This is a genomic window from Phreatobacter sp., from assembly GCF_051860605.1.
Classification (GTDB): domain Bacteria; phylum Pseudomonadota; class Alphaproteobacteria; order Rhizobiales; family Phreatobacteraceae; genus Phreatobacter.
Genome location: NZ_JBHYDR010000004.1, coordinates 187,560 through 207,259, shown reverse-complemented (window position 1 = coordinate 207,259; position 19,700 = coordinate 187,560). Strand labels below are relative to the sequence as shown.

Here is a 19,700-nt window from a genome sequence, read left to right as displayed (position 1 = left end):
CGCCCTGCTGCTTTTGGTCCCTTCGCCACTCCGCACGTCACCCCCGGCGAGCCCGAAGGGCGAGGGAAGGGGGTCCAGCGACTGCGCGGGCCTGATGCGAGCGTTGAGGACCAAATCTCGGGCGTCGATGCTGTTCGGTGTCTGGATCACCTTCCCTCGCCCTTCGGGCTCGCCGGGGATGACGGGCGGAGGGATCAATGGGTGCCGCGTGCAAGGCATGCTCCGCGCATGGGCAATGCATTCCGCATGTGCGTCCTTCGAGGCTCGGCTATCGCCTCGCACCTCAGGATGAGGGGCGTGGGTGACCTGCATGACGGGACCCCGCCCGGACGCCTTGCACGCTGGCGATGCGGCGCCGACTGCGCCGCGGGCGACCGTCGTGCCGCGCACACCCTTCCTCATCCTGAGGTGCGAGCCAGCAGGGCGAGCCTCGAAGGACGCACGAACCCGATGCAGGCCACGGCAGGGAGCCCTTTCCGATGACCACACCCTCCCCCGTCACCGGCGGATGCCAGTGCGGCGCCGTGCGCTTTGCCTGCGACAGCCTCGGGCGGGCGTCCATCTGCCATTGCCGCATGTGCCAGAAGGCGTTCGGCAGCTATTTCGGCCCGCTCGTCTCGGGCAACGGCCTCAGGTGGACCCGCGGCGAGCCGAAGCGGTTCCGGAGCTCCAACGTGGTCAGCCGCGGCTTCTGCGCCGAATGCGGCACGCCGCTGACCTACGAATATCCCGGCGGCATGGAACTGGCGCTCGGCGCCCTCGACCACCCGGAAGCCGCTCCGCCGGTCATCCAGATGGCGGTGGAGGCGCGCATGCCCTTCCTTGCCACGCTTGCGGCGCTGCCGCTGCGCCCGCCAGCCGAACAGGCGAAGGTCGATGCCTTCCTCGCCTCCGTCGTCTCCCATCAGCATCCCGACCACGATACGGAGGTCTGGCCGCCGGCCGACCACACATCATGACCCCAGCATCCGAACGCCTCTATCTCTTCGACACCACGCTGCGCGACGGCGCCCAGACCACCGGCGTCGACTTCTCGCTCGACGACAAGGTGAAGATCGCCGTCCTGCTGGACGATCTCGGTCTCGACTATGTCGAGGGCGGCTATCCCGGCGCCAACCCGACCGACACCGCGCTGTTCGGCCAGAAGCGCGGCCTTGCCGCCCGCTTCACCGCCTTCGGGATGACCAAGCGGGCCGGCCGCTCGGCGGCCAACGATCCCGGCGTCGCGGCGCTTCTGGACGCCGAGGCCGATGCCATCTGCTTCGTCGCCAAGAGCTGGGACTACCATGTCCATGTCGCGCTCGGCTGCACGCTGGAGGAAAACCTCGAAGGCATCCGCGACTCGGTCGAGGCGGCCAGGGCGCGCGGACGCGAGGTGCTGCTCGACTGCGAGCATTTCTTCGACGGGTTCAAGGCCAACCGCGACTATGCGCTGGCCTGCGCCCGCGCGGCCTACGAGGCGGGCGCCCGCTGGGTGGTGCTGTGCGACACCAATGGCGGCACGCTGCCGGAGGAGATCGAGGCGATCGTGTCGGACGTGACAGCGGTCGTGCCGGGCGATCATCTCGGCATCCACGCGCATAACGACACCGAACAGGCGGTGGCCAATTCGCTCGCCGCCGTGCGCGCGGGCGCGCGCCAGATCCAGGGCACGCTCAATGGCCTCGGCGAGCGCTGCGGCAATGCCAACCTGACCTCGCTCATCCCCACCCTGCTGCTCAAGCCCGGCTTTGCCGACCGCTTCTCCATCGGGGTGTCGCGCGAGAAGCTGGCGCACCTGACAAAAGCCTCGCGCCAGCTCGACGAACTGCTCAACCGCCCGCCAAACCGCCATGCCCCCTACGTCGGCGCCTCGGCCTTTGCCACCAAGGCCGGCATCCATGCCTCGGCCGTCCTCAAGGAACCGGAGACCTACGAGCATGTGCCGCCCGAGACGGTCGGCAACCGGCGCCAGGTTCTGGTGTCGGAGCAGGCCGGCAAGTCCAATGTGCTCGCCGAACTGGAGCGTGTCGGCCTCACCGTGGCGAAGGACGATCCGCGCATCCTGCGCATTCTCGACGAGGTGAAGGAGCGCGAAAGCCTCGGCTATGCCTATGAGGGCGCCGACGCCTCGTTCTTCCTGCTCGCCAAGCGGGTGATGGGCGAGGTGCCGGCCTTCTTCGAGGTGGAGCGGTTCAAGGTCAATGTCGAGCGCCGCCACAACGCCATCGGCGATCTCGTCACCTTCTCCGAGGCCACCGTGAAGGTGAGGGTCGGCGCGGAGACCTTGATCTCGGCGGCGGAGGGCAATGGCCCGGTCAACGCGCTGGATGCGGCGCTGCGCAAGGACCTCGGCAAGTATCAGCGGTTCATCGAGGACCTGGAACTGATCGACTTCCGCGTCCGCATCCTGAACGGCGGCACCGGCGCGGTGACGCGCGTGCTCATCGAGAGCCGCGACGGCGACGGCGAGACATGGACCACGGTGGGTGTGTCGGCCAACATCATCGATGCCAGCTTCCAGGCGTTGACGGACTCCATCACCTACAAGCTGGTCAAGGACGGCGCGGGGGTGTGAACCTCACATCTTTTCGATGACCACCGCGTCGTGCTCGGCGGACAGCGCCTCCTGCGGCAGCTTCGCCACCTGCGCCTTCAGCGTCGGGATAATGTCGCGCACCTCGTCGATGATCGAATACTTGACCGCAAGGCCCGGCCGGATGAAGCCCTCGTCCTTCATGTGGTCGAAGAGCACGCGCAGCGGGTCCCAGAAGCCGCCGACATTGGCGATGGCGACCGGCTTGGAATGACGGCCGAGCTGCGCCCAGGTGAGTTGCTCCACCAGTTCCTCCAGCGTGCCGATGCCGCCCGGCAGGGCGACGAAGGCATCGGCCTCGGTGAACATCCGCATCTTGCGGGTGTGCATGTCGGGAACGGTGACGAGATCCATGACGCCGTCCTGCGACATCTCCTTGCGCTTCAGGAAGTCCGGGATGATGCCGGTGACCTTGCCGCCACCCTGGATCACGGCCGTGGCCAGCGCGCCCATCAGTCCGATGCCGCCACCGCCATAGACCAGGCGAATGCCGTCCTTCGCCATGGCCGCACCCAGTTCGCGGGCGGCCTCCAGATGGAGCGGGTCGTGTCCGGTGCCCGACCCGCAATAGACACAGATGGACGTGATCGTCGCCATGTCGGCCTCTCGCTTTCCGGCCTCCCGCTCAGGAGCCCCCGATTCACGGATCGACCATAGCGCCGGCGCGGGCCGAGGTCAGCCATGCACAGGGGATCAGCATCGCGACTCTTTATCCTGCCGCAGGCGTGATTATATCGGTTCCAGACAAAAGACCGGGCACCACCGTCCGGCCCCCGCCACGCCCAGGACAACCGCCTTGCCTCCCGAAGCTTCCCAAGGCGCGGCCGCGACAGCCGCCCGGCCCCGCGTCTCCGCCTCTGGCGGCGCACTGAGCCGCACCATCGTCCATCTGTGGCCTTTCATCTGGCCATCCGACCGGGACGACCTGAAGCAGCGCGTGCTCTGGGCCACGGTGCTGCTGGTGATCGCCAAGGTGGTGACGCTGGTCGTGCCGTTCACATTCAAATGGGCTACCGACGCGCTGGTGAACCCGCAGGTGGAGGCCGCGGGCTGGTGGGCCTGGGTGATCGCCGCGCCCGTCGCCCTCACCGTCGCCTATGGCGTGACCCGCATCCTCATGGCCGTGATCACCCAGTGGCGCGACGGCCTGTTCGCCAAGGTGTCGATGCACGCGGTGCGCCGGCTCGCCCTTCTGACCTTCGAGCACATGCACCGCCTGTCGCTGCGCTTCCATCTGGAGCGCAAGACCGGCGGCCTGACGCGCGTGCTCGAGCGCGGGCGTGCGGCGATCGAGACCATCGTCCGGATGATCGTGCTGCAGCTGGTGCCGACGATCCTCGAACTCGCGATGATCACCGGCGTGCTGCTGTGGATGTTCGACTGGCGCTACGTCGTCACCATTCTCGTGACGGTCGCCGCCTATCTGGGCTTCACCTATTTCGCGACCGAGTGGCGCATTGCCATCCGCCGCGACATGAACGAGAGCGACACCCGCGCCAACGTCAAGGCCATCGACTCGCTGCTCAACTACGAGACGGTGAAATATTTCTCCGCCGAGGCCCGCGAGAAGGCCCGCTACGACGTCTCGATGGCCAAATACGAGACGGCCTCTACACGCGCGCTGACCTCGCTGGCCGTGCTCAACGCCGGCCAGGCGGCCATCTTCACGGCCGGCATGACGGTGGCAATGGTCATGTGCGCCATCGACATCGCCTCGGGCAAGAACACCGTCGGCGACTTCGTGATGATCAATGCCATGATGATCCAGCTCTACCAGCCGCTGAATTTCATGGGCATGGTCTATCGCGAGATCAAGCAGGCGGTGACCGACATCGAGGCCATGTTCGCCATTCTCGACCGCCCGCCGGAGATCGTCGACCGGCCGGGCGCGCCGCCTCTCAAGGCGGCCGGCGGGACGATCCGCTTCGAGGACGTGCATTTTGCCTATGACCCGGCCCGGCCGATCCTGAAAGGCGTCTCGTTCGAGGTGCCGGCAGGGCGGACGGTCGCCATTGTCGGGCCGTCCGGCGCGGGCAAGTCGACCATCTCGCGCCTGCTGTTCCGGTTCTACGACGTGGCCGGCGGGCGCATCACGATCGACGGCCAGGATATCCGCGAGGTGACGCAGGCCTCGCTGCGCGGCGCCATCGGCATGGTTCCGCAGGACACCGTGCTGTTCAACGACACGATCCGCTACAACATCCGCTACGGACGCTGGGAGGCAACCGAGGCGGAAGTGGAGGAGGCGGCGCGGCTCGCGCAGATCCACGACTTCATCCAGCGCGTGCCCGGCGGCTACGACACGGAAGTGGGCGAGCGCGGCCTCAAGCTCTCCGGCGGCGAGAAGCAGCGCGTCGCCATCGCGCGCGCCATGCTGAAATCCCCGCCCATCCTGGTGCTGGACGAGGCGACCTCGGCACTCGACAGCCACACCGAACGCGAGATCCAGGGCGCGCTCGACCGCATTGCGGAAAACCGCACGGCCATCGTCATCGCGCACCGCCTGTCGACCATCGTTCATGCCGACGAGATCATCGTTCTGGACGACGGTCTCATCGCCGAGCGCGGCACCCATGCGGAACTGCTTGCCAGGGGCGGCCTCTATGCCGGATTGTGGAACCGCCAGCGAGAGGCGGCCGAGGCCGCCGAGAAGATCGCCGGTCTGGATCGCGGCATTCCCGCCCGGTCTCAGGAGGCCGCCGCGGAATTGCCCGATGCGCCTGCTGGAATGTCGGTGAGGCCGCAGGCAGCAGCGGAGTGAACGGCCCGATGGTCGAGACGCGCGAACGTCCCCTGTCCCTGTCCTACCGGCGGCCTGCCGACCGGTCGGAGCGGGCTGTTCTGGAGGACGCCCTCGGCTCCATCGCCATCAATCCGCGCAGCGATCTTGCGGAAGTGTTCTCAGGCGTCGCCCTCGGCGGCATCACCCTGCTGGTGATCGGACCCGTGGCGCTGCTGATCGCCTGGACCCTGCAATACCTGACCGGCATGTCGTTCGGAACGAGCAACATGTGGCTCGCCACCGCCGGCTGCTGGCTTGCAGGCTGGGGCGTGCTGAGCGGGCTGAAGGTTGCCGCCCGGCGCAACCGGCTCGCCTCGCTCAGGCGGGCGCTGGCGGCCGATCTGGCGTCCGGCGAGGTGCAGGAGGAGAGTTGGCGCTTCGTGGAGGCGGTCGGCTTCCAGGAGGCGGAGAAGCTGCCGCTGATCTATATGCTCCATGCCGACAATGGTGCGACCGTCGCCTTCGAGGAGACGCGCCTGCTTGGCCGCGAGCGCGGACCCAACGAGGCCTTCCAGTCCTGTGCGCCGTCGGACGCCGTGCTGGTGCGCGGCGCGCGCTCCGCCGTTCTGATCAGCGAGAACTATTCGGGGCCGGCCCTGCCCCTGCTCGACATCCACCCGCTGCGGCTGCCGCGCGAGGAGCGGCCGACCCATGGAACCCCCGTGGACCGGCCGTGGATGGCCGTCGGGCCCTGGCTTTCGGGACGCTCGACCCTCGTCTGAGAACCTGTCCTGCGAGGGCAAGGCCCGCCGTCAGGGAGCCTCCCGCCCCGGCCCGGCCGTGCGCGCGGCCAGCGCCACCGCCTCGGCGAGGATGGACGCTTCGCCGATCTGGTTGGCAAGGATCAGCACCAGCCGGGCATTCAGCGCCGCGCTCTCGGGCCCGGTCAGGCCGCGATGGGCCTGCGCGATGATCCGGTAGGCGGCATCGGGATCGGCGAAGCGGGAGGCGGTGTCGAGGCCGGACATGGGTTCATCCTCTCAAACAGAATCAGGGTGGTCTTCAACCTCGCAATCCGATTCATCTCACACGATGAGTCCGATTCCGGACATCAGGCCAAGTGCTTGATCTCGAATCCCTTTGCCCGCCGGAGGGCTGCCGTCACCTCAACCGGATCGTGAGCGCGCCAGCGGGCGGCGAGGTGTCCGTCCGGGCGCACGAGAAAGGTTGAGCCGGGGCGGCTGTCGAAGCGGGCGGCGAAGATTCCATCGGCCGGGCTCAGGTCGCGGCCGATGACGAGGACGCGCACGTCGTCAGGCCCTGAGCCGGCAGTATCGCCATCGACGATCAGGGTGAAGCGTCCGTCGAGGTGCTGCAGGAGATGGCCCGCCAGACCGTCCGGCCCGCGCATCGGCGCATCCGGCAGCGGTGCGCCGAGGGCAGCCGTGCCCCCCCAGGGTCCGGCATCCGGCGTCGACAGCGGCGTGTCATAGGTGGAGGGCGTCGACAGGCGGCCGGAATTGACCATGCGGCGGGCGAAGGGCGCCTCGCCCGCCAGCGCCAGTGCCGCGTCCCGCAGCACCCGCTCGCCGGCCGATGGCGGCGCGATGAAGTCCGTGGAGCGCGTCGAGTTCAGGATGTTCTCGTCTGCCGCCGCCCCGCGTTCGAGATCGTAGCTGGCCAGAAGGTTCGGCCCCGCGTCCCCGGCCAGCACCAGGGCCAGTTTCCAGGCGAGGTTCTCCGCGTCCTGGATACCGGAATTGGCGCCGCGGGCACCGAACGGCGACACCTGATGGGCGGCATCGCCGGCGAAGATCACCCGGCCATGGACGAAGCGCGCCAGCCGACGGCACTGGAACGTGTACACAGACACCCATTCGAGCGTGAAGTTGCGGTGACCGAGCATGCGCTCGATGCGCGGCATGACGTTCTCCGGGCGCTTCTCGGCGTCGGCATCGGCCTCGCGGCCAAGCTGGAGATCGATGCGCCAGATGTCGTCGGGCTGCTTGTGCAGCAGGGCAGACTGACCGGCATGGAACGGCGGCTGGAACCAGAACCAGCGCTCGGTCGGAAAATCCGCCGTCATCTTCACGTCGGCGATCAGGAACCGGTCGTCGAAGACCTCGCCGGCGAAGTCGAGGCCCATCATGGCGCGGATGGCCGACCGCGACCCGTCGCAGGCGACCAGCCAGTCTGCCGCGATCCGATAGGGGCCGTCGGGCGTCTCGATGGTGACGGTCACCCCCTCCCCGGTCCGGTCGATGGCGGTCGCCCGGTTGCGCCAGCGCAGGTCGATCAGGCCGGACAGGTCGCCCGCCCGGCGGACGAGTGCCGCTTCCACGTAATATTGCTGGATGTTGATGAAGGCCGGCATCCGGTGGCCCTGCTCCGGCAGCAGGTCGAAGGCATAGAGTTCGCTGCCGCCGCGGAACACCCGGCCGCGCTGCCAGGTGACGCCCTGACCGACCAGTTCGCCGCCCGGCCCGAGCCGGTCGAGAATCTCCAGCGACCGCTTGGAGAAGCAGATGGCGCGGCTGCCCTCGCCGATCCGGTCGGCATCGTCGATCAGCACGACCTTGACGCCGGCCAGCGCCAGGTCGATGGCCAGCGACAGGCCGACGGGGCCGGCCCCGACCACCACGACCGAATGGCGGGCAGGCTCCCGTTCGTCCTGATCGGGCGAGCGGCGATAGGCGAACTGGAAGCCTGAACCTGAGGCTGTCATGGCGAAAGGGTCGCGTCCGGAGGAACCGTGATGGTTTCGCTTGCAACTCTAGGGTCGCCGCGCCGGGCTGGCGAGAGGCCGGCGATGGCCGGTCAGGCCGGCACCGCAGCCGCAGCGCGCAGGAAGGCGGAGGCCGCGCGCAGGACGGTCCAGAAGACGATCGCGGCGATCAGGAATTCCAGCACGAGGCCGCGCCTGAACAGAAAGCGCCAGAAGCGCAGCGAGATCACCGGCAACCGCTCGCGGTAGGGATGCCAGCCGCGCATCCAGGGCCGCTTCAGGAAGGTGGCCGGGGCAATGCCCACCTCGGCCGCCACCCAGCGCGGCCAGAAGGACAGCAGCCAGCCTGTGGCGGCAGCGACAGCGAGCCAGACGGCCGCCTTGGCGATGAGGTCCATCGGGGTCTCCGCAGCGGTGCCGGTCAGCCGCCGCTCGGCAGGACGGGAGCGTCGGCGCGCGGGGCGTAGGATGGGCCGATGATCCGGACGGGGCGCCGCTCGCGGTCTGCGGGGTCGTCGGCGCCGGCGTCCGGCTCCTCTGCAGGATCGGCATCGCGACCCTCGCGCAGTTCGGGCGCCTCGGCCTCGACGGGTGGCCGGACGGTGCCGTCGAGCCCGATGGTCGGCGAGGGTGTCCCGTCACGCCGGCGTGAGCGGTCGATGCGGGCCTGCCGCTCGGCCGCGAGGCGGGCACGCTGCTCGGCCGCCATCTCCTCGCGCGCCGCCTGGCGATGGGCCGCCGGCATGGACAGGAGCCGCGCCTGTTCGGCCGAGATCACCTGGTCGCCGGGCCGGAGCGTCGGGTCGGGCCGGCTGGAAAAGGCCTCGGCCCAGGACCCGTGGGATGGCCGGCAGGTGCAGCCTGCATCGAAGGCCTGACGGAACCGCAGGGCGTTCGGCAGCGACGCATAGGGCCGGCCGCCCGCGGCGGAAACCGCGTTCTCGATCTGGTCGTCGCGCATGCGGTAGAGCGCCACTTCGGCGCCCGGGCACTGCATGCGGCACATGCCCTCCTCGTCGATATTGGCGCCGGGCCGGGCCGACGAGGTCATCGGAAAGAAGGCGCCGTCGCACAGCCGGACGCAGACGGCCCGATAGCCGAGGCCGCGCGGACGGCCGTCGCCATCTCCCGGACGAAGCTGGTCCTCGGGCACCGGTGCCACGTAGTCGGGATCGCCGGGGCGCGGGTCCTGACGGCCGAACAGATGTTCGATGAACCCGCCGAAGCCGGGGCGCTGCGCCTCCGGGCCGACGCGATAGGCGGTCTGGGGGCCCATGCCCGGCTCGGGCGTGCGGATACGACGGTAGATCTGCCGCTCCGGTCCCTCGTCGGTCACCCATTCCTGACGCTGCGAAGGCGGCGCGACCGCCTGCCGCGTCTCCACCGGGCGGCCGCCGCGGCAGCCATTGGCATCGAGCATGGCGATCAGCCGCGCACGCTGCTGGCCACGCTGCACGGACTGGACGCCGGCCCCGCCGGCGCTGGCCTCGAGCCGGGCCAGGTTGGCACGCATCTGGCGGATGCGGGACGACAGCGCGCCGCACTGCGGCCCCTGAAAGAAGCCGCCACAGCCGGCACCGCGAAACTGCGCCTCAGCCGTGGCAATCTCGCCGCGCTGGCGCTGGGCGGCGGCGGCGAAGCGGCGGTTGACCGGCCCGCCCGCCGGAGCACTGTCGAGCCTGGCGATCTGGACCTGGATCTGGCGGCATACCGGGCTCTGGGCCGCGGCCGTCGGGACATGCGCCACCAGCGCGGCGACGGCGAGAGCCCCGGCAACAGCTGCAAACCTGAATTGACCGAAACGCGGCCTCACGCTTCCCCCGCATCTGCACTTCGCCGGGTCCGGGCGGACAGGCTCTGCCAGCCCGGCCGATCAGGCGAATCCAGGCCCCCGCAACAAGACCCTGATCCGGTGAACAGGCCGTAAAATCTAAAGCATTTTCATGGCCGCGGCCATGACGGCCGCGTGATCCCGGCCGGACTGTGGCCATCGGGCCGCTTCCCCGGCACGTCACGCAAGGTCCCGAGCGCCGTTCTTGACACCCGGCCGGACGAGCCGCTAGTTACGCGGCTCCGATCGCCCAGGCGGTCCGGGCGCGTAGCTCAGCGGGAGAGCACTCCCTTCACACGGGAGGGGTCACAGGTTCAATCCCTGTCGCGCCCACCATTTCGTGTCCCCCGTCCGCCTGTCGACCCCGCGCGGCAGCATCCGGTTGCGGGGTTCCGGCCAATCGGGCTAGAGGCTTGTCATGGTCGAGAACGTTGACGTGGTCGCAGCAGACAAAGCGGTCGTGCGGATCGCCCGGCAGTGCCCGGTCTGCGGCACGCCGTCCGCCGGCGGCAAGCCGCTTGGCATCGCGCCCGCGCCCTGGTCGCTCGTCGCGTGCCGGTCCTGTGGCCTCACCCACCTTGCCGAGGCGCCGCCCTATGAGGCGCTTGCCGAGGATTTTGCCTGGGAGCACACCCACGCGGCGGAGCGCAAGCGGCGCGCGCGGGCGAACCCGATGATCACGGCGGTCGATCAGGCGACGCGGTTTCGCCTCGCCCTGCGCCGGCGCAAGCCTCGCGACGTGATCGCGGCCTATGCACGGCCGGGCCCGGTGATCGAGATCGGCTGCGGCGGGGGCGAGCAGCTCACCCCCCCGCCGCCCGGCTTCACCCCGTTCGGCATCGACATCTCGGTGGGGCTCTCGGCCAGGGCCCGCGAGGCCTTTCGCGCCCATGGCGGCGACTGCATCACGGCAAGCGCCCTGGAGGGGCTCCGGCAGCTGCCCCAGGCGCATTTCACGGCAGCGCTCCTGCATGCCTATCTGGAGCATGAGACCGATCCCGCGGCCGTGCTGGCGGGCCTTGCGCGGGTGCTGACGCCCGATGCCGTGGTCGTCGTGAAGGTGCCGAATTACGGGTCTTGGAACCGGCGCCTGATGGGCGCGAAATGGTGCGGCTACCGGTTCCCCGACCACCTCAACTACTTCACCCCGGAATCGCTTGCGGCGCTTGCGCGCAATGCCGGCTTTGCGACCGCGTTCCCGCCCGGCTGGGCCCTGCCGACATCCGACAACATGTGGGCCCTGCTGCGTCCGCTCCCGCGCTGAGCTACGGCTGGACGTCGAGCCAAGCGGCACTTTCGGCCGCTACAGCTTGTAGGCCATCCGCAGCCCGCCCCAGTGCTTGCCGTGAACGCGGATCGGCGCGTCGATTTCCTTCATCAGCACCATGACGCCGTTGCCCATGTCGCGGTGGTAGGACTGGACGAGGAAGGGGCGCACGTTGCGCGCGGCCGAGAGGCCCGCGCGGTCGTCGAAAATGCGCCGGTTGCGGCAATTGGCGGCGTTCCAGGCGGGATCGTCCGGCCTTTGCGGGTGCGAATAGATGCGGTTGTGCACTGGCAGATAGGCGTTTCGGTCGACCGCCGCGCAGAAGGTCATGCGGTTGTCGGTCGTCAGCCAGCGCTCCTGTATGGGCGGCAGGATCCTCTCCAGCACGTCGAGATAGCGGGTCCGGTACTGGACCGGGTTCGTGCCGGGAATGGCGATGTAGTCGTTGTCGAACAGGTCGTCGGCGCCGATCAGCCGCTCGTCCACGGCCTTCTCGAAGGCAAGCGACACGTCGCGGGCAACCTCGCGGGCGCGGGCGACGCGCTCGGCATCGGCCTCGCGCAGGGACTGCAGACGCTCGGCGAGCGCGGCGCGACAGGCCGCATCGGTGTCGGAGAACTGGCAGTGCAGGCCGAGGCTGGAGACGGCCACGACCTTCACGCGCATCTGGCCGATGCCCTCGACGGTTGCGCGGCACTGGCGCCCGGCGGCGAACAGGCTGGCATCTGGGACGCGGATGAGGATTCCGTCCTCGGACAGGTCGGCGCTGCGCGCCTCCACCGGTCCGCGCGGTCCCTCGATCCGCACACCCAGTTCGCAGGGAAGGCGGTCGAACCGGCGGCGGTCGCCGATCTCCGACTGGCGCAGGAAGATGGTGAAGCGCGAGCGCAGCTTCTCGGCCAGCGCCTGGGCCTGGCGGCCGGCGGCATCAGCCTCGGCCGACGTGGTCTCGGCCTCGCCGGCGGCCTGGTCGATGGCGGCGGCACCCGAGGACACGGTCTCGATGAACTGGGAGCTCTCGCCCGCCGAGCGGGAGATTTCGCCGATGGTGGCGATCTGCTGCTCCACCGCGCTCGCCACCGAGGCGAAGACGGGGCGGATTGCCTCGACGGTGGAGGCAATCTCCTGGACGGCGGCGATCGAGGCGTTGCTGTCGGCCTGAAGCTGGGAAATGCGGCGCGCGATCTCGTCAGTCGCGCGCTGGGTCTCCTGCGAGAGGGTCTTCACCTCGTTGGCAACCACCGCGAAACCCTTGCCAGCCTCGCCGGCGCGGGCAGCCTCGATAGTGGCATTGAGCGCGAGCAGGTTGGTCTGGCGGGCGATCTTGGCGATCAGGCCCACCACCTGGTCGATCTCGGCGGAGGAGGCGCGCAGGCTGTCGACACTGCCCGAAGCGGCAGCGGCAGCGGTGACAGCGCCTTCGGTCAGATCGGTGGCGCGGCGCACCTGACCACCGATCTCGCCGGCGCTCTGGGAAAACTCGTCGGCGGCGGCGGCAAGCTGGCGGGCATTGTCGCTGGCCCGGCCGACCATGGCCTCGAGCGCGCGCGAGCGCGCACGGATGGCGCCGAGTGCGCGCGCCGCCGCGTCCGTTCCGGAGTGAACCCGGTCGGTGGAGGCCGAGACGTCGCGGATCACCTTCATCAGGTCGGATTCGACGAGGTCGATCGTATCGCGGACCTGGGCGACCTCGGCCTTCAGCCGCGCGATCTCCCCGGCCGCATCAGCAGCGGCATCGGCCGGTGTCACAGGCGTTCGCTCAGTCGGCTCGGCCTGCTGTAAGCCCAGTCGCATAGGAATCCCTCCGGTGCCAATGGTGCCCCCACCGGTCATTGGGCAAAACACTATGCCAGCATGGTAAATAGCCACTTAACGCAAGGTTAAGTCCCTGCCCCGGCACGACCCGAACGCTGGAGATGCGCTCACCGGCGCTCCAGAAGAGCCCGGACGGCCGCCGGCAGCCCGTCATAATGGTCGAGGATCACGTCGGGGGAGAGCTCCGCCAGCGGCACGGCCGTATAGCCTCCGGCATAGGCCACCACCGGCACGCCGGCCGCCTGCGCCGCACGGATGTCGGGCTCGGAATCGCCCACCATGACGGCACGGTCGAGCGTGCCGCCGGCATCGCGGACCGTGAAGGCGATGTGGCCGGGATCGGGCTTCCTCACGGCATAGGTGTCGGCGCCGGCAATGGCATGGAAGCGGCGGGCAAGGTCCAGTTCCTCCAGAAGCTGCACGGCCAGCCGCTCGATCTTGTTGGTGCAGACTGCAAGCCGCATGCCCTCGGCGGCAAAGGCGTCCAGCGCCGCGATCATGCCCGGGAAGGGCCGGCTCTCGCGGGTCAGGCGCTGCTCATAGGCAGCGATGTAGCGCCTGAAGACGTCGTCGACCTCCGCCACGGTCTGGCCCCTGCCCTTCTGCCTGAGGGCCTTCTCCACCATCGGCCGCATGCCGTGACCGATCAGGTCGCGCGCGGCGGTCAGATCGACCGGGTCGAGCCCCTCGGTTTCGAGGAGCCAGGACAGCGTGCCGATGAGATCCGGCGCGGTATCGACCAGCGTTCCGTCGAGATCGAAGACGATGGTGGGGGTGGTCATGGGCGGCGGGCTCCGGCGGGGCGTCGGCACGACATGCCGAATGCCGGGCCGATTGTCACCTGCCGTGGCGCAGCAATGCCCTCTGGCGGGATGCATGGCTGACGGCCCGGTGCTAGGACTGCGCCCTCTCCTTCCCCGAACCGGAGGCCAGCATGAACGCGCCCCTGAAGACCACGCCGCTGCCGCTCAAGGATCCCTCGCTGCTGAAGTCGCAGTGCTATGTGAACGGCCAGTGGGTCGGCACCCCGGTCGACGTGGTGGTCAATCCGGCCAATGGCCAGACCATCGGCCAGGTGCCGCGCCTCGGCGCGACGGAAGCCGCCGAGGCCGTCGTCCATGCCGACCGGGCCTTCAAGGTCTGGTCGAAGCGGACGGCCAAGGAGCGCTCGAACCTGATGCGCAAATGGTTCGACCTGATGATCGAGAACACGGACGACCTTGCCACGATCATGACCGCCGAGCAGGGCAAGCCGCTGGCGGAAGCCAAGGGCGAGGTGGTCTATGCTGCCTCCTTCGTCGAGTTCTTCGCCGAGGAGGCCCGCCGCCTCTATGGCGACATCATCCCGACCCACCGGGCCGACCATCGCATCCTCGTGCAGAAGCAGCCGATCGGCGTCTGCGCGGCCATCACCCCGTGGAACTTTCCGGCGGCCATGATCACCCGCAAGTGCTCGCCGGCCATCGCGGTCGGCTGCACCATGGTGGTGAAGCCGGCGCCCGAGACGCCGCTGACGGCGCTGGCGCTGGCCGAGCTCGCCCATCGTGCTGGCATTCCCGCCGGCGTCATCAATGTCATCACCGGCGATGCGCCGGCCATCGGCAAGACCTGGTGCGAACACCCGGCGGTGCGCTTCATCGGCTTCACCGGCTCCACCCCGGTCGGAAAGATGCTGATGGCGCAGGCGGCCTCCACGGTGAAGCGTGTCGGCCTCGAGCTTGGCGGCAACGCGCCCTTCATCGTGTTCGACGACGCCGACATCGACGCGGCGGTCGAGGGCGCGATGATCTCGAAATATCGCAACATGGGCCAGACCTGCGTCTGTGCGAACCGCATCTACGTGCAGGACGCGGTGCATGACGCATTCGTTGAGCGGTTCACCGCCAAGGTGAAGGAACTGAAGGTCGGCAATGGCCTTGAGCCCGGCGTGGTGCAGGGCCCCCTGATCAAGCCGGCGGCGGTGGAGAAGGTCGAGAGCCACCTGAAGGACGCGCTGGACAAGGGTGCGAAGGTGGAAACCGGCGGCAGCCGCCACGCGCTTGGCTTTACCTTCTTCGAGCCGACCGTGCTGTCCGGCGTAACCCCCGACATGGTGGTCTCGCGGGAGGAGACCTTCGGCCCGCTGGCGCCGATCTACCGGTTCTCGACGGAGGACGAGGTGATCGCCCTCGCCAATGCGACGCAGTTCGGCCTTGCGAGCTATTTCTACGGCCGTGATATCGGCCGTATCTTCCGCGTGGCGGAGGCGCTGGAATACGGCATGGTCGGCATCAATACCGGCCTTGTCGGCGTGGATGTCGCGCCCTTCGGCGGCGTCAAGGAATCGGGCCTCGGCCGCGAGGGCTCGCACTATGGCCTCGACGAGTTCATCGAGATCAAGCTGATGATGCTCGGCGGGATCCAGTAGGCGGTTCAGCGACCGGACGGAAAACGGGGCGGCGTCGCAGGGCGCCGCCCTTCTTCGTGCCGTGATACGCGCATCGAGGATGTGCCTCCGACAAGGCGCAACAACTCCGCGCTCCTACCTCGTCAGAGCCAGACTCACCGGCGTCAGAGACCGCAGACCGCGCGCCGGCACGATGACGAGGTCGAGTTCGGGCCGCCCGCCCCGCCCGATCGACAGGCGCTCCGGCTCGCCGACGACCTCAAACTGGCTGGCGAGCCCGGCCTGTTGCCGTGCGAAGGTGCCGGCCAGCGCGACGATCAGCACGTCCGCCCCCCGGAACAGGCGCGGCACCGGCCGGAAGGCGAAGCCGCGCGGGTCGGGGCCGATCACCGTGACATCGGCCCGATCGCCGACGGCGAGGTCGATCTTGCCGCCCTCGTTCCAGCTGAGCCCGACGACAACCGGCCCGAAGCCGCGGCCCGCGCCCTTCTGCGCGAGAACAGCGCCGAGGGCCGTCCAGTCCAGGGCATCGACGGTCGGGTCGGCGCGCGCGGGCACCCCGAGCCGGGTCAGCGCGCCGGTCGCGCCGATCGCGCCGATGCCGAGCGCGAGGACGACCGCCAGGGCGACCGACCAGGCCGCCCAACTGCGTGGCGACGGGCTGGCCGCGGGGTTGGCCACCATCCAGGCCCCAAGCAGCGGAAAGATGAAGAACCAGCCGGGCATCGGCCAGTGCGGCAGCGCCCAGCCCGACCACAGTGACTGCAGCGTGAAATAAAGGATGGTCGGCGCGGCCAGCGCCATGAGGAACAGACGGCGCGGGTCGCCGAGCTTCAGGACAGTCTGCGCGGCGATGGTGGCCAGCGGCACGGCGATCCAGGGCGCCAGCCAGACGAACTGGCCGGCCAGCATCTGGCCGAAGGCTGTGAGGGACAGTCCCCTGCCCCCTCCCCGCCCGGCCTGGAAGCGCAGCGAGGCCCAGTCGTTCCAGAGGTTCCAGATCAGCACGGGCGATATGGCCAGCAGGGCGAGGGCCGCACCGGCATAGGGCGCCGGGTGGGCCAGCCAGCGGCGGTGGACGGTCGCCAGCAGGAAGATCGCAAGGCCGGCAACCACGAAGACCGCGGAATATTTCGACAGGCCCGCCAGCCCGAACCAGAGGCCGGCGAGCATCCAGGCGGTCCAGGGCGACGGCGCCTCGTCCGCTTCGGGGAAGAACAGGCCGGCAAGGGCCAGAACGCCGGCCGCGAGACAGAACAGCAGCGGTCCGTCCGGCACGATCCAGCTGCCGGGCGAGGCGAGGAAGAACAGCGACGCGTTGAGCGCCAGCACCGCCCAGACACCCGCCCAGGCGCCGAACAGCCGGGCGGTGAGGCGGAAGACCAGCCAGGACGTGCCGGCGAACATCAGGACGAAAGGCAGGCGCACCGCCCAGGAGGTGCCGAAGACCAGCATCGAGACATGCGCCAGCCACAGGTGCAGCGGCGGGTGATCGAAATAGGAAAGCGCCAGGTGCCGGGCCTGGCCGAGCGTGTAGCTCTCGTCGACCCCGAACCCCAGCAGGGCGGCGAAGACGATGCGCAGCGCCGTGAAGCCGATGATGACCACCAGCGCGGCGCGGGCGGGATCGTCCGGCAGCCGCGCGAAAGGCCGGTCGGTTGCGGGCGACGGAGAGGCGAGCGTCATGGTGCGGACCTAGCAGAGCCGGCGGATGAATGCACCGGCAGGCCCGTCACGCGCGGGCGCGGAAACTCTGGACCGCATCGGAGACCGATTTTGCCCCGAACAGAACGAAGGTGACCCCGACCAGCCGCGTGACGATCAGCCCGCGGGTGAGGAAGAAGCGGCGCACGGCTGGAAGGCCGGCCACCGCCACCAGGATGATGTCGGCGAGGATGAAGCCCAGGAAGGCCACCAGCATGACGTAGGGCGCAAGGTCCCAGGTCAGCAGGCCTGCATAGTGGCCGACCAGTACGGTGAACATGGCGACCGAGACCGGATAGGCCTTGGGATTGGTGATGCCGAAAACGAGCCCGGCCAGCAGCGGATGGCGGGCTCCGACTACGGCCGTTCCCGCAGCCCCGCGGGCGCGGATGGCCCGGATCCCGAGGAAGACGAGATAGGCGCCGCAGACAAGCCCCAGAACCTCGAACAGGAGGGGGCCGAGCTGGTTGACGCCGACGATCGCCGCCAGCGCCAGCGTGCCCCACAGCACGTCACCCACCAGGTGCCCGGTGACGAACCAGGTGCCGGACAGGCGCCCCTCCTTGGCGGCAAGCGCGAACAGCGCCAGGAAGGCCGGGCCGGGAGTGAGGACATAGATCATCGCCGCGGCGATGGTCGCGAAGAACAGCCCGATGGTCATGAAAAAAGCCCGCGCGATGGAGGCACCATTCCTCCACCGCGCGGGCCCGAAAGCAAGCCGCCCGGGCGCTGCTCAGTTCTGCAGGCGGATATTGCCCTTTTCGATGATCTCCTTGAATTTCGCCATCTCGGAGACGGCCTTCTGGCGCATCTCCTCCGGCGTCGAGGGCGTGGAGGCCGCGCCCATCGTCTCGAACCGCTGGATCAGCGAGGCTTCCTTCAGGGATTCCTGGAGCGCCGCAGTCAGGCGGTCGCAGATCTCCTTGGGCGTGCCCTTCGGCGCCACGAAGCCGTTCCAGGAGGTGATGTCGAAGCCCGGCAGGGTGTCGGCAAGCGCCGGGATCTCCGGTGCGATGGACGCGCGCTGGGCGGAGGTGACGGCAATCCCGCGGATGGTGCCCGCCTTGTAGTGCGGGAACGGCGAGGTGAAGTTGTCGAAGGACAGCTGGACCTCGTTGCTGATGAGCCCCTGCACGAGGCCGGCCGACGAGCGGAAGGGCACATGGCCCATCTTCGTGCCGGTCAGCTGCATGAACAGTTCGCCCGACAGGTGGATGGACGTGCCGATTCCCGAGGAGCCGAAATTGTGCTTGTCGGGATTGGCCTTCAGATAGGCGATCAGCTCCTGGGCATTGGTCGCCGGGATCGAGGGATGGATGCACAGGAAGTTCGGCTGCGAGGACGAAAGCGACAGGAACTCGAAATCCTCGAGCGGCTTGAACGGCAGGCGCTCGCCGAACAGGTTCGGGTTGATGCCATGGTTGGCGATCGTGGTCATGCCGATCGTGTAGCCGTCCTTGGCGGCCCGGCCGATGGCGGCGACGCCGACATTGCCGCCGGCGCCTGCGCGATTCTCGATCACGAAGCTCTGGCCGAGACGGGCGGTCAGCCGGTCGGCGACGATACGGCCGACCACGTCGGTGGTGCCGCCGGCTCCGAAAGGCACGATCACGGTCACCGGCCGCGACGGATAGGCCTGCGCGAAGCCCTCGGACGCGACTAGCGGAGCAGCAAGAATGCCGGCGCCGATGCCGAGCGCCTGACGGCGATTGAAACGATTGCTCATGGTTCCTCCCTGGGTAGAACTGGCGTTGGCCACTTGTTGGCCGGGAGGTTAGTCAGGCCGATGCACATCCGCAACCGGTGTGAAGGCCGGCGGCGGAATGACGCGGTCGTCAGGTCTCCGGCGGAAGCGCCTTGAGCTGCCGGGGCAGCGCGGCAAGGTCGGCTTCCAGCTCGCCGATGCGCGCGCGCAGGGCCGATTCCGCCTCGGTCCGGTTGGTGAACTCGGCCCCGTCCACGACGAACTTCTCGCCGCGCAGGAAGCCCGACTTCTTCACCACGACGCCGTTGGTCTTGAGGTCGTCGAGTACCTTCTGCGCCTGGGTGATGCGGGTGTTGATGGCGGCGTTGTGCTCCTGGAAGATCGCACGCTCGCGCTTGTTGCGTTCGCCGGCCAGGCGGTCGTTGCGCTCCTTCATCCGGGCCTTGTAGTCGACCGGGTCGAGCCATTCCGTGCGCTGGCAGACGACGAGAAGCGAGGAGGTGGTGCCCGCCGCCCAGCCGAGCCCGAAGGCGCCGAGAACCGCCTCCGGCTCCTTGCGCGTGCCCGCGCGCACGACCTTCTGGTGCTCGTGATAGGTCAGGCTCTTGTCGAGCGGCACGACCATCTTGATCTCCCACTGGTCCTCGTTGAGCGAGGCGATCAACTGGTCGAGCCGGGAGGTGATCTGCGGCACGTCGACCGTGACGGCACCCAGGCTCCAGTCCTTGTCGCCCTCGGTCTTGGTCCAGGTGGGAAACAGGTCGACGGTAAACTGCTTGGTCTCGATCCAGGGGATCATTGCTGATGTCTCGGCACGGGGCTGGGGCTGAAAGGCGGGAGCGGCCGGAGCGGTCCTGACAACCGGGGCGGCGGGCGGTGCGGGGGGTGCAGGAGGGGCAGGCGGCGGGGGCAGGACAGCCGCAGGGGCAGGCTCGGCAACGGCCGGGGCAGGCGCGGAAACAGCCGGGGC

Annotated in this window: 17 protein-coding genes and 1 tRNA gene; 7 read left to right on the top strand and 11 right to left on the bottom strand. The window is 69.0% G+C overall.

What is annotated here, in order from left to right:
• The first annotated feature begins 479 nt into the window (after positions 1 to 479).
• A complete protein-coding gene (locus ACTIFS_RS08855; protein ID WP_439573713.1) occupies positions 480 to 959 on the top strand; it encodes a GFA family protein in 480 nt (159 codons plus the stop codon).
• Positions 956 to 2,557: a citramalate synthase gene (cimA, locus tag ACTIFS_RS08850; protein WP_439573712.1), complete on the top strand. Its 1,602-nt coding sequence runs from the start codon at positions 956 to 958 to the stop codon at positions 2,555 to 2,557. Before ACTIFS_RS08855 ends, cimA begins: the two co-directional genes overlap by 4 nt.
• A gap of 3 nt (positions 2,558 to 2,560) precedes the next feature.
• Here cimA and ACTIFS_RS08845 read toward each other — a convergent pair whose 3' ends face one another.
• The gene (locus tag ACTIFS_RS08845; protein WP_439573711.1) at positions 2,561 to 3,172 is read right to left on the bottom strand and encodes a TIGR00730 family Rossman fold protein; all 612 of its coding nucleotides are present in this window, start codon (positions 3,170 to 3,172) and stop codon (positions 2,561 to 2,563) included.
• A 199-nt stretch (positions 3,173 to 3,371) separates the two neighbouring features.
• Here ACTIFS_RS08845 and ACTIFS_RS08840 point away from each other — a divergent pair, with 199 nt between their 5' ends.
• A complete protein-coding gene (locus tag ACTIFS_RS08840) occupies positions 3,372 to 5,336 on the top strand; it encodes an ABCB family ABC transporter ATP-binding protein/permease (RefSeq protein WP_439573710.1) in 1,965 nt (654 codons plus the stop codon).
• An 8-nt stretch (positions 5,337 to 5,344) separates the two neighbouring features.
• Positions 5,345 to 6,079, top strand: coding sequence for a hypothetical protein (locus tag ACTIFS_RS08835; protein ID WP_439573709.1), 735 nt, complete (start codon positions 5,345 to 5,347; stop codon positions 6,077 to 6,079).
• 30 nt (positions 6,080 to 6,109) lie between these two features.
• Here ACTIFS_RS08835 and ACTIFS_RS08830 read toward each other — a convergent pair whose 3' ends face one another.
• The 4 genes from ACTIFS_RS08830 to ACTIFS_RS08815 form a co-directional block, all read right to left on the bottom strand.
• Positions 6,110 to 6,325, bottom strand: a complete 216-nt coding sequence (locus tag ACTIFS_RS08830) for a DUF2783 domain-containing protein (protein ID WP_439573708.1) — start codon at positions 6,323 to 6,325, stop codon at positions 6,110 to 6,112.
• 83 nt (positions 6,326 to 6,408) lie between these two features.
• Positions 6,409 to 8,022, bottom strand: a complete 1,614-nt coding sequence (locus tag ACTIFS_RS08825; RefSeq protein WP_439573707.1) for an FAD-dependent oxidoreductase — start codon at positions 8,020 to 8,022, stop codon at positions 6,409 to 6,411.
• 92 nt (positions 8,023 to 8,114) lie between these two features.
• The gene (locus ACTIFS_RS08820) at positions 8,115 to 8,420 is read right to left on the bottom strand and encodes a hypothetical protein (protein ID WP_439573706.1); all 306 of its coding nucleotides are present in this window, start codon (positions 8,418 to 8,420) and stop codon (positions 8,115 to 8,117) included.
• A gap of 23 nt (positions 8,421 to 8,443) precedes the next feature.
• Positions 8,444 to 9,835 carry a DUF2865 domain-containing protein gene (locus ACTIFS_RS08815; RefSeq protein ID WP_439573705.1) on the bottom strand — a complete coding sequence of 464 codons (1,392 nt, stop codon included), beginning with the start codon at positions 9,833 to 9,835 and terminating at the stop codon, positions 8,444 to 8,446.
• Between the two features lie 279 nt (positions 9,836 to 10,114).
• Between ACTIFS_RS08815 and ACTIFS_RS08810 the strand changes: the two genes are divergently transcribed.
• Together ACTIFS_RS08810 and ACTIFS_RS08805 are read left to right on the top strand one after the other, a co-directional pair.
• A tRNA-Val gene (locus ACTIFS_RS08810) sits at positions 10,115 to 10,189 on the top strand.
• 82 nt (positions 10,190 to 10,271) lie between these two features.
• Positions 10,272 to 11,117, top strand: a complete 846-nt coding sequence (locus ACTIFS_RS08805; RefSeq protein ID WP_439573704.1) for a class I SAM-dependent methyltransferase — start codon at positions 10,272 to 10,274, stop codon at positions 11,115 to 11,117.
• A gap of 39 nt (positions 11,118 to 11,156) precedes the next feature.
• Here ACTIFS_RS08805 and ACTIFS_RS08800 read toward each other — a convergent pair whose 3' ends face one another.
• Positions 11,157 to 12,914 carry a methyl-accepting chemotaxis protein gene (locus tag ACTIFS_RS08800; RefSeq protein ID WP_439573703.1) on the bottom strand — a complete coding sequence of 586 codons (1,758 nt, stop codon included), beginning with the start codon at positions 12,912 to 12,914 and terminating at the stop codon, positions 11,157 to 11,159.
• Positions 12,915 to 13,042: 128 nt separating this feature from the next.
• Positions 13,043 to 13,717 (bottom strand): HAD-IA family hydrolase, encoded by a 675-nt coding sequence (locus ACTIFS_RS08795; protein ID WP_439573702.1) that lies wholly within the window; start codon positions 13,715 to 13,717, stop codon positions 13,043 to 13,045.
• A 152-nt stretch (positions 13,718 to 13,869) separates the two neighbouring features.
• Here ACTIFS_RS08795 and ACTIFS_RS08790 point away from each other — a divergent pair, with 152 nt between their 5' ends.
• Positions 13,870 to 15,342, top strand: coding sequence for an NAD-dependent succinate-semialdehyde dehydrogenase (locus ACTIFS_RS08790; RefSeq protein ID WP_439573701.1), 1,473 nt, complete (start codon positions 13,870 to 13,872; stop codon positions 15,340 to 15,342).
• Between the two features lie 114 nt (positions 15,343 to 15,456).
• Here the strand turns inward: ACTIFS_RS08790 and ACTIFS_RS08785 are convergent, their stop codons facing one another.
• The 4 genes from ACTIFS_RS08785 to ACTIFS_RS08770 all read right to left on the bottom strand — a co-directional run bounded on the left by ACTIFS_RS08785 (position 15,457) and on the right by ACTIFS_RS08770 (position 19,529).
• Positions 15,457 to 17,007 carry a glycosyltransferase family 39 protein gene (locus tag ACTIFS_RS08785; RefSeq protein ID WP_439573700.1) on the bottom strand — a complete coding sequence of 517 codons (1,551 nt, stop codon included), beginning with the start codon at positions 17,005 to 17,007 and terminating at the stop codon, positions 15,457 to 15,459.
• 46 nt (positions 17,008 to 17,053) lie between these two features.
• Positions 17,054 to 17,686: a LysE family translocator gene (locus ACTIFS_RS08780; RefSeq protein ID WP_439573699.1), complete on the bottom strand. Its 633-nt coding sequence runs from the start codon at positions 17,684 to 17,686 to the stop codon at positions 17,054 to 17,056.
• Positions 17,687 to 17,758: 72 nt separating this feature from the next.
• Positions 17,759 to 18,751, bottom strand: a complete 993-nt coding sequence (locus tag ACTIFS_RS08775) for a Bug family tripartite tricarboxylate transporter substrate binding protein (RefSeq protein ID WP_439573698.1) — start codon at positions 18,749 to 18,751, stop codon at positions 17,759 to 17,761.
• Positions 18,752 to 18,860: 109 nt separating this feature from the next.
• Complete coding sequence (locus ACTIFS_RS08770) at positions 18,861 to 19,529, bottom strand: hypothetical protein (RefSeq protein ID WP_439573697.1); 669 nt, start codon at positions 19,527 to 19,529, stop codon at positions 18,861 to 18,863.
• Positions 19,530 to 19,700: the final 171 nt, after the last annotated feature.